Source organism: Alkalihalobacillus sp. CinArs1 (assembly GCF_947387515.1).
GTDB lineage: Bacteria > Bacillota > Bacilli > Bacillales > Guptibacillaceae > Guptibacillus.
Window position 1 is genome coordinate 1 of record NZ_CANDOB010000011.1, and the last position, 14,033, is coordinate 14,033.

16 protein-coding genes and 2 tRNA genes are annotated in these 14,033 nt (G+C 41.8%); 1 reads left to right on the forward strand and 17 read right to left on the reverse strand.

What is annotated here, in order from left to right:
• Positions 1-3: 3 nt before the first annotated feature.
• From PFZ69_RS20790 to PFZ69_RS20865, 16 genes are all read right to left on the reverse strand, one after another.
• Positions 4-80: transfer RNA gene (locus tag PFZ69_RS20790), tRNA-Met, on the reverse strand.
• A gap of 87 nt (positions 81-167) precedes the next feature.
• Positions 168-243: transfer RNA gene (locus tag PFZ69_RS20795), tRNA-Lys, on the reverse strand.
• Positions 244-351: 108 nt separating this feature from the next.
• A complete protein-coding gene (locus PFZ69_RS20800) occupies positions 352-792 on the reverse strand; it encodes a PilZ domain-containing protein (RefSeq protein ID WP_270183005.1) in 441 nt (146 codons plus the stop codon).
• 191 nt (positions 793-983) lie between these two features.
• Positions 984-2,270 carry an adenylosuccinate synthase gene (locus PFZ69_RS20805; protein ID WP_270183006.1) on the reverse strand — a complete coding sequence of 429 codons (1,287 nt, stop codon included), beginning with the start codon at positions 2,268-2,270 and terminating at the stop codon, positions 984-986.
• Between the two features lie 205 nt (positions 2,271-2,475).
• Entirely contained in the window at positions 2,476-3,837 is a 1,362-nt protein-coding gene (gene dnaB / locus PFZ69_RS20810; protein ID WP_270183007.1) for a replicative DNA helicase, read from the reverse strand.
• A 47-nt stretch (positions 3,838-3,884) separates the two neighbouring features.
• The gene (rplI, locus tag PFZ69_RS20815) at positions 3,885-4,331 is read right to left on the reverse strand and encodes a 50S ribosomal protein L9 (protein ID WP_270183008.1); all 447 of its coding nucleotides are present in this window, start codon (positions 4,329-4,331) and stop codon (positions 3,885-3,887) included.
• Complete coding sequence (locus PFZ69_RS20820) at positions 4,328-6,304, reverse strand: DHH family phosphoesterase (protein WP_270183009.1); 1,977 nt, start codon at positions 6,302-6,304, stop codon at positions 4,328-4,330. The genes rplI and PFZ69_RS20820 overlap by 4 nt, the downstream gene beginning before the upstream one ends.
• Positions 6,305-6,319: 15 nt before the next feature.
• Positions 6,320-7,246 carry a YybS family protein gene (locus PFZ69_RS20825; protein WP_270183010.1) on the reverse strand — a complete coding sequence of 309 codons (927 nt, stop codon included), beginning with the start codon at positions 7,244-7,246 and terminating at the stop codon, positions 6,320-6,322.
• 146 nt (positions 7,247-7,392) lie between these two features.
• Positions 7,393-7,686, reverse strand: coding sequence for an HPr family phosphocarrier protein (locus tag PFZ69_RS20830; protein WP_270183011.1), 294 nt, complete (start codon positions 7,684-7,686; stop codon positions 7,393-7,395).
• 131 nt (positions 7,687-7,817) lie between these two features.
• Positions 7,818-8,054, reverse strand: a complete 237-nt coding sequence (rpsR, locus tag PFZ69_RS20835; protein ID WP_270183012.1) for a 30S ribosomal protein S18 — start codon at positions 8,052-8,054, stop codon at positions 7,818-7,820.
• Positions 8,055-8,115: 61 nt separating this feature from the next.
• The gene (gene ssb / locus PFZ69_RS20840) at positions 8,116-8,616 is read right to left on the reverse strand and encodes a single-stranded DNA-binding protein (protein WP_270183013.1); all 501 of its coding nucleotides are present in this window, start codon (positions 8,614-8,616) and stop codon (positions 8,116-8,118) included.
• Between the two features lie 26 nt (positions 8,617-8,642).
• Complete coding sequence (gene rpsF / locus PFZ69_RS20845; protein ID WP_270183014.1) at positions 8,643-8,939, reverse strand: 30S ribosomal protein S6; 297 nt, start codon at positions 8,937-8,939, stop codon at positions 8,643-8,645.
• Between the two features lie 120 nt (positions 8,940-9,059).
• Positions 9,060-10,160: a redox-regulated ATPase YchF gene (gene ychF / locus PFZ69_RS20850; RefSeq protein ID WP_270183015.1), complete on the reverse strand. Its 1,101-nt coding sequence runs from the start codon at positions 10,158-10,160 to the stop codon at positions 9,060-9,062.
• Positions 10,161-10,357: 197 nt separating this feature from the next.
• Complete coding sequence (locus PFZ69_RS20855; protein ID WP_270183016.1) at positions 10,358-10,555, reverse strand: DUF951 domain-containing protein; 198 nt, start codon at positions 10,553-10,555, stop codon at positions 10,358-10,360.
• Positions 10,556-10,570: 15 nt separating this feature from the next.
• Complete coding sequence (locus PFZ69_RS20860; RefSeq protein ID WP_270183017.1) at positions 10,571-11,455, reverse strand: mechanosensitive ion channel family protein; 885 nt, start codon at positions 11,453-11,455, stop codon at positions 10,571-10,573.
• A gap of 34 nt (positions 11,456-11,489) precedes the next feature.
• Positions 11,490-12,512 (reverse strand): YkvI family membrane protein, encoded by a 1,023-nt coding sequence (locus tag PFZ69_RS20865; protein ID WP_270183018.1) that lies wholly within the window; start codon positions 12,510-12,512, stop codon positions 11,490-11,492.
• A 124-nt stretch (positions 12,513-12,636) separates the two neighbouring features.
• Between PFZ69_RS20865 and yyaC the strand changes: the two genes are divergently transcribed.
• Positions 12,637-13,275 carry a spore protease YyaC gene (gene yyaC / locus PFZ69_RS20870; RefSeq protein ID WP_270183019.1) on the forward strand — a complete coding sequence of 213 codons (639 nt, stop codon included), beginning with the start codon at positions 12,637-12,639 and terminating at the stop codon, positions 13,273-13,275.
• 42 nt (positions 13,276-13,317) lie between these two features.
• Here the strand turns inward: yyaC and PFZ69_RS20875 are convergent, their stop codons facing one another.
• The gene (locus PFZ69_RS20875) at positions 13,318-14,022 is read right to left on the reverse strand and encodes a DUF554 domain-containing protein (RefSeq protein WP_270183020.1); all 705 of its coding nucleotides are present in this window, start codon (positions 14,020-14,022) and stop codon (positions 13,318-13,320) included.
• Between the last annotated feature and the right edge of the window lie 11 nt (positions 14,023-14,033).

Genomic DNA, 14,033 nt, shown 5'->3' on the forward strand with positions numbered 1-14,033 from the left:
TTTTGGTTGCGGGGGCAGGATTTGAACCTGCGACCTTCGGGTTATGAGCCCGACGAGCTACCGAACTGCTCCACCCCGCGACGATAGTATGAAATTAATGGTGCACCTGCTTCTATATGCTGTGCACTGATTTCTTTCACAAATTATGTAACTTTGCGGAAAGAAAATGGTGAGCCATGAAGGACTCGAACCTTCGACCCTCTGATTAAAAGTCAGATGCTCTACCAACTGAGCTAATGGCTCATTAAAGGTTTCTTTAATGACGACAAGTTTTATATTATCACTGCTTTATGAAAAAAGCAAGGATTCTTTAAATAAAAATAATAAAGGTGAAGATAACAGGTGATGCTGTTACCTTGTCTCACCTTTTTTCCTTAGTTTTTCTCTCATCATTTCACGGATTTCTTTCTTGCGCTTGTGACGATGAATCGCGAAACGATTAACTTCTTGGAAGACAAGGGAGGACTGTTTTTCTGTTTTTAGATAGAATTTTACACCATAGCTAAAGTTACCTCTCGTGTTAGGATCATCTGGGTTGTTTGCTTTTAGCCATAGGATTTCACCAGTTACCTTAAATAGTTCTTCGTTCAATTTCAACTCAAACTCTAAGTCTATATGTTTCGCTAACTCAGGATCTGAAGAGAAGCCGATACCTTCAAGGCCGATGTCGTGAATATAAATTTTATGATTAAACTCTTTACTATCAGGTTCGTCACCATTCAATACCCTCATTTTTGCTGCGAGAGGTACGGAGAGTTGGTGCCGAAAGACTTGCCTTTTATCCCGGTTCATTAAGCCCACCTCATAAAAAATAGGAAATTCTAACAATATCAATCTTATCATATAAAAATAAACCGTGCTTTTGTTTTATAGTAATAACGCCTAAAAAAAAGCTGGCAGTATAAACTGCCAGCTAAAAACCATAGTGTTTCGCTCCCTATAACGCAGGAGTTTGGATTCCTCTTGCTTTCCTGAGGACGAACTTATGCGAATACACCGCGTACCATGTTTGTTTGATTACGGTCTGGTCCTACAGAGAACACAGACAACGGAATACCTGTAAGCTGAGAAACACGCTCAATATAGTGCCTAGCGTTTGGAGGAAGCTCTCCAAGATCTTTCACACCTGTAATATCTTCATTCCAACCAGGCATCTCTTCGTATACTGGTTCACACTCTGCAAGGACTTTAAGGCTAGCTGGAAATTCCTCGATCACTTCGCCTTTATATTTATATGCCGTACAGATTTTCAACGTATCGATACCAGTCAGTACATCGATGGAGTTTAGAGATAAGTCTGTAATTCCACTAACTCTGCGGGCATGACGAACAACGACACTATCAAACCAACCAACACGACGAGGTCGTCCTGTGGTCGTACCGTATTCGTTTCCTACTTCACGAATCTTGTCTCCAATTTCATCATGAAGTTCAGTTGGGAAAGGACCATCTCCAACACGTGTCGTATACGCTTTTGAAACGCCTACCACGTGATTGATCTTACTTGGTCCAACACCAGAACCGATCGCAACACCACCTGCAATTGGGTTAGATGACGTTACATAAGGATACGTCCCCTGATCGATATCAAGCATAACGCCTTGTGCACCTTCGAAAAGAACACGACGTCCTTCATCGATCGCATCATTTAACACAACAGATGTATCGACAACGTAATTTTTAATCTGCTGTCCATATTCATAGTACTCTTCAAGAATATCTTCTTTTTTGAAGCCTTCAGCTTCATACATACGCTCAAGAAGACGGTTTTTATCTGCAAGGTTACGCTCGAGCTTTTCTTCAAAAACATCTTTATCGAGAAGGTCACAAATACGGATACCAACACGTGCAGCCTTGTCCATATAGGCAGGTCCGATTCCTTTTTTCGTCGTACCGATTTTGTTTGCACCCTTGGACTCTTCTTCTACAGCATCTAATCTAAGGTGATAAGGTAGAATCACGTGAGCACGATTGCTTATACGAAGGTTGTCCGTACTAACGTTACGCTCATGTAAATATGCAAGCTCTTCTACAAGCGCCTTCGGATCAATAACCATACCGTTACCAATCACGCAAATTTTATCATCGTAAAAAATACCTGATGGAATCAAGTGAAGCTTGTATTTCGTATCGTTGAATACGATTGTATGTCCAGCATTGTTACCGCCCTGATAACGAGCAACAACTTCTGCATTTTCAGAAAGGTAGTCAGTAATCTTTCCTTTACCTTCATCGCCCCACTGCGTTCCTACGACCACTACTGATGGCATTTCAGCACCTCCAGATGCTTCATTCGAATTCGTTCGGTGAAGCATGCACTTTTTTAAAAAACCCAGAGTAAGTGTACCAATTCATGTTAATTAAGTCAACAAAACCGAACGATTTATCGTTGTTTACTTTTTATGTTCGTTATTAGGGTTAATGTACCCATTTTTCTCCCAACTTATAAAAGAAAAAGCCCCTGATCGGGACTTATTACGCACCTGGAGGAATGTCACTCTCATCGTGACGTCTCTCAAGATTAACGAATTTATTGAATTCCTTTACGAAAGCAAGTTCTACTGTTCCAACTGGTCCATTACGCTGCTTCGCAATAATGATTTCGATGATATTCTTATTCTCTGATTCTTTATCATAGTAATCATCTCTGTATAGGAAAGCAACGATGTCGGCATCCTGCTCGATACTCCCTGATTCACGGATATCAGACATCATCGGACGTTTATCCTGTCTGGATTCTACGCCACGAGACAGCTGAGAAAGTGAAATAACAGGAACTTCAAGTTCCCTCGCGATTCCTTTTAGTGCACGAGATATCTCTGATACTTCCTGCTGACGGTTCTCGGTAGAGCCGTTACCTCTAATCAGCTGCATATAATCGATCAAGATCATGCCGAGTCCTTTTTCTTGCTTCAAACGTCGGCATTTTGACCGAATGTCTCCAACACGAATACCTGGTGTGTCATCGATATAAATACCTGCGTTCGATAAACTCCCCATCGCCATCGTAAGCTTCTGCCAGTCATCACCTGTCAGAGCTCCAGTACGAAGACGCTGTGCATCGATGTTTCCTTCCGCACAAAGCATACGCATTACGAGCTGTTCTGCACCCATCTCCAGACTGAAGATCGCTACGTTCTCATCTGTTTTCGTTGCTACGTTTTGGGCGATATTCAAAGCGAAAGCCGTCTTACCTACTGAAGGACGTGCAGCCACGATGATCAAATCGTTTCGCTGAAATCCTGCAGTCATGCGATCTAGCTCTGAGAAGCCCGTAGGTATACCAGTAATGTCTCCCGTGTTGTTTTGGAGCATTTCGATATTATCATATGCATCGACAAGAACGTCTTTAATGGAAATAAACGCACCGGTGTTCTTGCGTTGTGATACTTCCATAATGGATTTTTCTGCTTCTGATAGAAGGTTCTCTATTTCATTTTCCTTCGCATAACCGTCTGAAGCAATATCAGTTGCCGCTCTGATCAAACGTCTTAAGATCGATTTCTCTTCTACGATCTTTGAATAGTATTCAACGTTTGCAGCAGTTGGCACCGAATTAGCCAAATCACTTAAATAAGAGACACCGCCAATTTCCTCAAGGAGTTTTCGATCTTGAAGCTCAGAAGTTACCGTTACAAGATCAACCGGTTCCCCTTTCTCGGATAGCTCGATCATGACAGAAAAGATCTTCTGATGTGCCGCACGATAAAAATCTTCTGGTTGGAGAACCTCAGTAGCGGTCGTTAATGCGTCTGTCTCTAAAAACACCGCCCCTATAACGGCCTGTTCTGCTTCTATATTTTGAGGTGGCGTACGATCAGCAAATAAATCACTCATGTTGTTTTCCCCCTGAGCATTTCGCTTTTTCCACCCGTTAACACCTATTATTGCTCAACGACATGAACTTTAACTGTAGCAGTCACATCCTGATGCAATTTGATGGGTACATTTGTGTAACCAAGTGAACGGATTGGTTCATCTAGTTCGATCTTTCTTTTATCAATTTTGATGTCATGATGCTTCTTAAGATCCTCAGCGATGTTCTTACTAGTGATCGATCCGAATAAGCGGCCACCTTCACCAGATTTCGTTGAAATTTCAACCTCGAGGTTTTCGATTGTTTCTTTAAGAGCCTTCGCTTCATCTAGTTCTTCTTGTGCTTTCTTTTCATCGCTGCGCTGCTTCGCTTTTAACTGCTTCATATTTGCATTATTCGCTTCAACAGCAAGATTATTCTTTAAAAGATGGTTACGAGCATAGCCATCTGCTACATTTTTTACTTCACCTTTTTTACCTTTACCTTTTACATCTTCTAAAAATATTACTTTCATGACTCTTCGTCTCCCCCTTCTAGATAGTCATCTACGACTTCTTTAAGCATACTTTCTGCTTCTTCTACTGTATTTACATCTAGCTGCGTGGCGGCATTTGTTAAATGGCCTCCACCTTCTAGACCTTCCATGATGATTTGAACGTTTACTTCACCAAGAGATCTTGCACTTATGCTTACTTTACCATCATCTCGCTTTGAAATGACAAAGGATGCAATAACGCCGCTCATAGAAAGCAACGTATCAGCAGCCTGCGCGATCATGACCTGGTCATACGTCTTATCATTTTCACCGAGTGCAATGGCGATTCCGTTACGATAGATGTTTGACTTTTCGATAATACGCGCTCGACGAATATATTGAGCGATGTCTTCTCGAAGAAATTCTTGCACTAGAACCGTATCCGCACCGTGTGCTCGTAAATAAGAAGCAGCATCAAACGTTCTTGAGCCAGTTCTAAGCGTGAAACTTTTTGTATCGACGATGATTCCAGCTAACAATGCTGTCGCTTCTAATATGTCCATTTTAAGACGCTTTGGCTGATATTCAAAGAGTTCCGTTACAAGCTCGGCAGTTGAGGAAGCATACGGCTCCATATAGACGAGAACGGGATCTTCAATAAATTCTTCCCCTCGTCTATGATGGTCGATCACAACTACGCGATCAAGCTTTTGAAGAAGTTTTTCTTCCATGACGAGTGAAGGTTTATGTGTATCGACCACCACGAGAAGCGTGTTCGATGTTGCCTTCTCAAGTGCCTCTTCAGGATCCTGAAACCGAGCCCAAAGTTGCTCGTTTTGCTGTATTTCTTCGATTAGCCTCGATACACCACTCGTTTTTTGATTTTGATCAAAAACGATATTTCCTTCTTTCCCGTTCGCCTGAGCGACTTTCAAAATACCGATCGACGCTCCGATCGAATCCATATCAGGGTTTTTATGCCCCATTATAATAACCTGATCACTATCTAAGACCAATTCTCGAAGAGCGTGAGAAATAACACGCGCTCGAACCCTCGTTCTTTTCTCGATCGGATTTGTTTTCCCACCATAAAACTTAACCTTACCGCTCGTTTGTTTAATCGCGACTTGATCACCGCCACGGCCAAGCGCTAAATCTAAACTAGATTGTGCTAGCTGTCCTAGCTCTGTTAACGTGCTATGACCGCTGCCGATTCCTATACTTAGCGTTATATGAATATTTTCCTTCGACGTGACGTCACGAACTTCATCAAGAATAGAAAACTTATTCTTCTCTAGTTCTTGAAGGATTTTTTGGTTAAGGACTGCAAAAAACTTTTCTGAAGAACTACGTTTAAGAAAAACGCCATGTTCATCGGCCCATTTATTTAAAATCGACGTGACAGCACTATTTAAATTACTACGTACTTCATCGCCTAAACCTTGAGTTACCTCTTCATAATTATCGAGATAAATAATCCCTACTACGGTTTTTTCCTCATTGTACCTTCGTTTGATATCGATCTTCTCAGTCACATCAAAGAAATAAAGTAGACGTTCTTCCTGTTTGAAGTAAGTTTTATACTTGCGTTCATTGATGGTCAAGATTTCATCCTCTGCTTCAGACTTAAGAAACGGGATGATTTTTTCTGAAATCTCATTTAACGAAAGACCGATCAGAGGCTCCTGCTTCGTTACGGTAGGCATGTAAGGATTTGTCCATTCGATGTGGTAATCCTCATCATACAACAATATACCGATCGGCATCTCCATCAATGCCTCATCGCCCACCTTTTTCACACGATGCGAAAGTGTGGAGACATAGTCGCGTAGAGCTTCCTGAAAATTCGATTCAGCACGGATCGCTAAATAAACGAGGAGCGTTGTCACAATGACGCTTACAATTCCAATTATCCAGTTGTAATAAGTAATAATGCCGATAAAAAGGATGGAAATGACGAACAAGGCTACCACATGATAACCATGCCACCGTTTCGTTAAAAACTTTGGCATATTTTCAGCTCCTACCTATGATTTCATTCTCCTTCGCAGTTCAAAACCTAGATCGATGATTCCAATGATAACAACAAGTGACGATAGTGCGAAGCCAAGAAATGTGAAAAGTATCGGCACCGCGATCGGCCAACCTTTTTTGTGGCTGTAAAAGTATATAACTGCTAGTCCTTGCACAAAAATTAACGCATTCAATACTGAATAGACATTAATAGAAGCTACATAAGCAGCAGAACCTTCTTCTAAACCAACCATCATTAGAATGGTAACAACTAAATAATACCATAAAAAACTCTTAGGAAATGCCCATTCTCGAATCGGTTTAAACACCGGAGGTTGAAATCCTCCTACCCTCTTCAAGACAGGAATAGAAATAAGTTGTGAGACTAAAGCCATCAAAACACCTAAAATAACAAGGAGAGTAGGAACCAAATATCTGATGATCTCGATTTGCTCAAACATCATATCGAACTGCTCAGTATTTTGCCCTAATGCTTCACTTATTGATTCAGCCTGTTTAAATGACTGGTTTAGCATTGAGATCGCTAAATCGATTGGGTTCTCACCTATCAGTAGTATACTTCCGATAAAAAGGATTAGCATCGTAATCACATAACTGATCCCACTACCGATCAAAACAGTAAGCGCAGATTTACGTTTCTCATACAGATAACCAGCTGTTAAGCCCCCTACTCCAAATGGAAACGAGGCGGCGAGGGATGGAAATCCAGCGATGATTAACCCTAATACAGTGGCAACACCCCACATCACAAATCCACTGCCAAGACCATTTCGTACAACCATCAAAATAAAAGGAATAGGCAAGACCCAGAACGTAATGGATCCAAGAATCGGAACGAACGTTGTGATTAAAAATAATACAGCAAATACAGCTGCTAGCGCAGCTCCTTCCACTAATTGCTTCACGGTTTGATTTTTCAAGTTTTTAGACCTTCCTTATATCTAATAAAAAACGGGTCGAAATCCCCTTACTATATTGTAAGAATTTCTGCCCGCAACAGCAAATTTTTCATTTATAAATAAACTAACATATAAAAAAGGCTGTTACCACAACAGCCTGGTCTCACCTACATGAATGAAAGAGGTTGATCTGTAGCACCCTTTGTTTCACTCTTCAGCAATTCACTCAACGTCTGAGTTGCACTCATTGCATCACGCCCTTCAGCGATTAAAAGGATCGTATCCTCCTCATTGACCATCAGATTGAAAGCGATGACGCTCGTAAGACTTTTTCCGTTTATGCTATGTCCATCGTGATAGAGAGTGATATGGCTGCTAAACGATTTTGCCTGTTTCACAAACGAAATGAGCGCGTTCATACTATGCTGTTTATGTACTGTTAATTTTGTAGTTTCCATCATTGGTATATCCCCCTTACAAGCGATTGTAAAGAACATATACCTTTTTCCAAGTAACGTTAAACCACCTTGCTTTTTCCAATATAAAGAAAAAAGACAGCAAGATCAAATCCTGCTGTCTCTTCCTTATCAAGTTACTCTCCTACTACGTAAGGGAGTAGTGCCATTTGACGAGCACGTTTAACCGCACGAGTCAATTGACGCTGATATTTAGCGCTAGTACCTGTTACACGACGTGGAAGAATCTTTCCACGCTCAGATACGAAACGCTTAAGAAGATCTACATCTTTATAGTCGATGTAAGTGATTTTATTTACTGTGAAGAAACAAACCTTTTTACGACGACCTCTACGTCCACCTGGTCTTGCCATGGTTAGTACCTCCTTTGCTTTTAAATTTGTTCTCTGTTTTCACCGCTCGAAACAGAGAGTATTAGAACGGCAAGTCATCATCCGAAATATCGATCGGCTTGCCATCGCTCGCAAACGGATCATCTCCAAAGTTGGACTGATTCCGATTGTTGTTGCGATCTTGGTTCTGATTTCCGTAACCGCCGCTATCTCTGTTTGGAGAGCCGCCACCGTAGTTGCCGCCTCCGCCGCCCTGGCTTGCGCCTTTTGGCTCGAGAAATTGGACACTTTCAGCCATCACTTCTGTCACAAACACACGCTGTCCCTGGCTGTTATCATAAGAACGAGTTTGAACTCGTCCATCTACACCAGCAAGGCTGCCTTTTTTCAAGAAATTGGCTGCGTTTTCTGCCTGTCTGCGCCATACAACAATGTTGATAAAATCTGCTTCACGGTCTCCCTGCTGGTTCGTAAACGGACGATTCACTGCAAGAGTGAAGTTCGCAACCGCTACGCCGCTTGGGGTATAACGCAATTCAGGGTCTTTTGTTAAACGTCCAACTAATACGACGCGATTCAGCATCAGAACCCCTCCTATTTATAAAACAATTACTTTTTAGCTTCTTCAAGGTTAAGTGTCATGAAACGAAGAACATCGTCGTTGATTTTCATCAAACGGCTGAACTCGTTGATCGCTTCGATATCACTGTTGATGTCAAGAACAATGTAGATCCCGCTGTTGAAATCGTTGATTTCGTAAGCAAGACGCTTTTTGCCCATTTGCTTGACTTCATTAATTTCCGCACCGTTATCAGTAAGGATTCCGTTGAAACGCTCGATAAGAGCTTTCTGTGCATCCTCTTCGATATTTGGACGGATAATGTACATAATTTCGTAGTTACGCATTCCGTTCACCTCCTTTTGGTCTAACGGCTCTTAAATAAGAGCAAGGAGTAAGTATACAAAGATAATTACTCACAGCTTTAGATTATAACAAAACGAACCTATATTAGCAAGGTTTATTCATTAAACGTTAAAACGGAAGTGAATCACGTCTCCGTCTTTCACAATATATTCTTTTCCTTCTAGGCGAACTTTTCCTTTTTCTTTCGCAGCACCCATCGTTCCCGCTTCGACTAGATCGTCATACGCAACCACTTCAGCGCGTATAAATCCACGTTCAAAGTCTGTATGAATAATTCCAGCTGCTTGAGGAGCTTTCATTCCAAGACGGAACGTCCAAGCACGAACTTCTTGTTCACCAGCAGTGAAATACGTTGCAAGGCCTAATAGGTCGTACGAAGCTCTGATCAACTTGTTAAGACCTGGCTCAGCGATACCGATGTCTTCTAAGAACGCATCTTTCTCTTCGCCATCAAGCTCAGCGAGTTCAGACTCGATCTTTGCACAAACTACGATTACTTCCGCGCCTTCTTTTGCCGCATATTCACGCACTTGTGCAACGTGTTCGTTATCTGCTGGATCAAGTAGATCATCTTCATCAACGTTTGCAACATAAAGAACAGGCTTCTTCGTAAGAAGGTGTAGACCGTATACGATCTTCTCTTCTTCTTCTGTAAGTTCAACGCTACGAGCAGACTTTTCTTCTTCTAGCGCTTCTTTTATCTTTTTCAGAACGTTAAATTCAGCAAGTGCTTCTTTGTCTTTCTGTTTTGCCATCTTCTCCACACGGCCGATGCGCTTATCGACTGTTTCAAGATCGGCAAGGACAAGCTCAAGGTTGATCGTTTCAATATCAGAGATCGGATCTACCTTACCTGATACGTGAGTGATGTTTTCATCATCGAAGCAACGCACAACTTGAGAGATTGCATCTACTTGACGAATGTGTGATAGAAACTTGTTTCCAAGACCTTCACCTTTACTCGCACCTTTTACGATACCTGCAATATCAGTGAATTCGAAAGCTGTCGGAACAGTTTTCTTAGGATTAACAAGCTCAGTTAGCTTCTGAAGACGCTCATCTGGAACTTCGACGATTCCAACGTTTGGATCGATCGTACAGAACGGATAGTTTGCAGATTCTGCACCTGCTTGTGTGATTGCATTGAACAATGTTGACTTCCCAACGTTCGGAAGTCCTACAATACCGGTGGTTAAAGCCATCTCGGTCACTCCTTCTATAAATCAGCCGTGGGGCATCTATTTTGTATAACAGTAAAAACAGCTTACAGAAGCTGTTTTTGATATTACTTTTTTAGTGAATAAACTAGAGACATACCTTTTCCAATTATAGAGATTCAGAAGGGAAAATACAAGCTTCCCAGAATTGTTCACACAAAAAAAGACCGTCAAAGCGACGGTCACGAATCAGCACGTTCTAGGACTTTCTTAATTTTTCTAGAAAATTCTCTTCGAGGTAGCATCACACTGTGATCACAGCCCAAACATTTGATCCGGATATCTGCGCCCATGCGAATGATCTTCCATTTGTTTTCACCACATGGATGAGGTTTTTTCATTTCGACGACATCGTTTAGCTCAAATTCCTTCTCGTTCACAAAGTTCCATCCCTTCTATACTTTTTCCTGAACCTCTGCTTGCTCGTCCCGCTGATACATGACAAGACGAGGGAACGGTATTTCGATTCCTCTTTCATCAAGACGCTGCTTGACTGCTTTTCGAACTTCTCTCCCGATACCCCAGTGTTCCATAGGTCTTGTTTCTGAGATGATTCGTAGGACAACTTCTGAAGCTCCTAGGGTTTGAACACCAAGGTACTCAGGCTTTACGATCATGGCATCATATTGGTCATAAAGCTCGTCCAATAATTCGATGATGATCTCTTCTGCCTCTTGAATCTGTTCTTCATATGCAATGCTAACATCAACGACAGCGATACTGTTGTGTATAGAAAAGTTTGTAACCTGGTTTATGTTTCCATTCGGTATGATGTGAAGTTCTCCTGTCCAGCTTTTTACTTTTGTAACTCGAAGACCGATTTCTTCAACAAATCCTTCGATTCCTGTGATGCGAACATAATCTCCTACTGAAAATTGCTTCTCAAAAATGATAAAGAAACCTGTAATCACATCTCGGACGAGGTTTTGCGCTCCAAAACCTACAGCGAGGCCGACGACACCAGCACCTGCGATCAATGTTCGAACATCCACTTCAAATTCGCTCAAGACCATAACGAGCGCAATAAAGTAAGTGACGTACGTCAACACGTTCTCGATCAAGCGTATAAGAGTAGTTTCTCTACGCTCAGACAAGCGAAGTGGGCTTTTCAAACGAATGGCAAAGATATGATTTAAAGCTGACTTAGCTAAACGAAGGAACAACCATGTTCCTATAACAATGGCAAGTATTCTAAAGATCCTATTAGAGATATCGATCCAAAAATCTCGATTGGCTAGAAACTCAAAAACCGTTTGCCACAGTCCTTCTATCGCACCCATACCTCATCTCTCCCGTTCCTATCAAATTCTACTGTTATGATAACAAATCATAACGCTTCAGAACGGGAAAAATCAAGATAGAAGCCAAAATATAAAGGTTAAGTACCCCGTATAGAGGGTATAAAAAAGCAACTAATGTTGAAAACCCAAACGTAGTAAACGGAATCATCACAGCTACGATGATAAAAGCAATGAACCAAAGTGGAAGACTGACCATATCGCGGAACCGTGCTGTGAGACCGAAAACGCCACTGACTGCCGTTGTGTAGATCGCTGTCCATAACAAGAACGACATGATCAGCACCATATAGTAAGGATAGCTTTTCAGAATAGCAAACAAAGGAATTTCGTAGACAAGTAAATCGTGCGCTACTTGAATTAACGATTGATTATATAGAAACGACAGGCCACCTAGTATCAAACCGCTTCCTATGCTCGCAATCCAGATTTCGCCTTTGTGTTTGATCTGATGACCGATAGCAGATAGAACCGCAACGAGAGGCAAAATATTTAGAGCTGTAAAGGTAAATGCAGCTGGCCAATTCGATTGCTTCATCCAATCGAATAGGATCGCGTTCATATTTGATTTGATAAATAAAAGAAGAACCGCGAGTAGCAAGATAATGAGTAGAGGTAAGATGATCGCATTCATTGAAAGCATGCCATTGATATCCCAGAAGAAGAGGACGACGACAAGGATGGCGAGAATTCCGATGCCCATCCAATAGGGGAGATGCAACACTTCCATCGTAGCGCCTCCTCCTGCTAGCATGACGATGGTAGTGGTAAACAGATAAAGGATGATTAATAGATCGTACAGTCCAGTCAGTTTCTTTCCAACTAACTTTTCGAGAATCGGTAAGTAATGTGATGATTGTGTTTCGTAGCTAATCTTCATGATGACATAACAGCAGATACTGAACATGATCGTGAACAGCACGATAGCCAGGACACTTTCATGTCCAAAAAATTGCCAGAGTTCCCTTCCTGAAGCGTACCCCGCTCCAATCATCGTACCAAGAATGAGGAACATCCACTTCATCCCACCGTTAATCATGGCATTCTCTCCTTTGCCAGTTCTTCGACTAATTTCCATTTATGTAGAAGAAAAACGAAGCTTTATGTATAGATCACCTCAAGTTTCCGTATACTGTTACTACTATTACAAAGGAGAGAATCCTATGAATCTTCGAGACAAGTTTTTTCAAAAAAAGCCTGTAGCATATCGAATCCATCATGAGGATACTCTTGCCATAAAAACGACTGGCGAAAAGGTTATGAGCATGCTTCCCAAAAAGCGTACAGAAGAAATCGTAATCGTGTGCATCGGTACCGACCGATCTACCGGAGACGCTCTTGGTCCCCTCGTAGGAAGCAAACTAAGCCAGCTAAAATTAAACGCTTCTGTATATGGTACGCTAGAGTCTCCCGTACATGCTGTTAATTTAAATGACGTGATGACAACGATTGAAAAGTCTCACCATAACCCTTTTATTATCGGGATCGACGCTTGCCTCGGACGCCTTCACTCGGTAGGTATCATTACGGTTGGAGACGGACCAGTCAAACCAGGCGCAGGCGTTAAGAAAGAGCTTCCTGAAGTTGGAGATATCCATTTGACTGGGATTGTGAATGTCAGTGGGTTTATGGAATACTTTGTCCTTCAGAACACACGCTTGAACCTTGTTATGAAGATGGCTGATATAATGGCCGAAAGTTTGAACGATGCAATAGAAGCGTATTACTCTTCAACAGAGCATGAGAGTAAATTAAATAAGCAGATCAAATCATGGAGCGATGATCTTTTTCAAATCCCATAGAAAAACCCCTTTTCTCGGAATGAAGTCCGGAAAAGGGGTTTTTTATTGAATGAAATATAGCAGCGATACGAGACCTGCTGCTACCAGTAGTCCTGGGAGGAAATTCGCAACTCTAATTTGCGTTAAGCCTAGCAGATTAAGGCCGATCGCTAAGATCATAATGCCTCCTGCAGACGTGACTTCTGCAATAAATGCATCAAGCAAAGCTTGCGGAACAAATCGATCGATTTGAGATGCGAAAAGGGCTATAAATCCCTGGTAGAGCATAACTGGGAAGGCAGAAAACAGTACACCATATCCAAGCGTAGCCGTAAACATAATCGCCGTAAAACCATCTATGAGTGATTTCGTAAAAAGAACAGAATGATCCCCGCGAAGTCCACTATCGAGCGCCCCGAGAATCGCCATCGCTCCAACAACATAAACGAGTGTCGCGGTTACAAATGCTTGTGCAACACTTCCTTCAGAGGCAGCTCCTGTTTTATGCTCGATCCATCTTCCGATACTCTTTAACTTCCCTTCAAGATCCCAATACTCCCCAAGAATTCCACCGACTACTAAACTACCGATTACGACGAGGAATTGTTCACTCTTCATCGCCATCTGAAGTCCAATTACCGCAACAACGAGTGCTAACCCTTGCATAATCGTCGTTTTCATTCGCTCTGGTATTCTTCTACTAATTGTGCCGATCAATGTTCCAAGTATAATCGCAAGGCCATTGACTACTGTACCTAATAGGACCATCTTACCTCTCC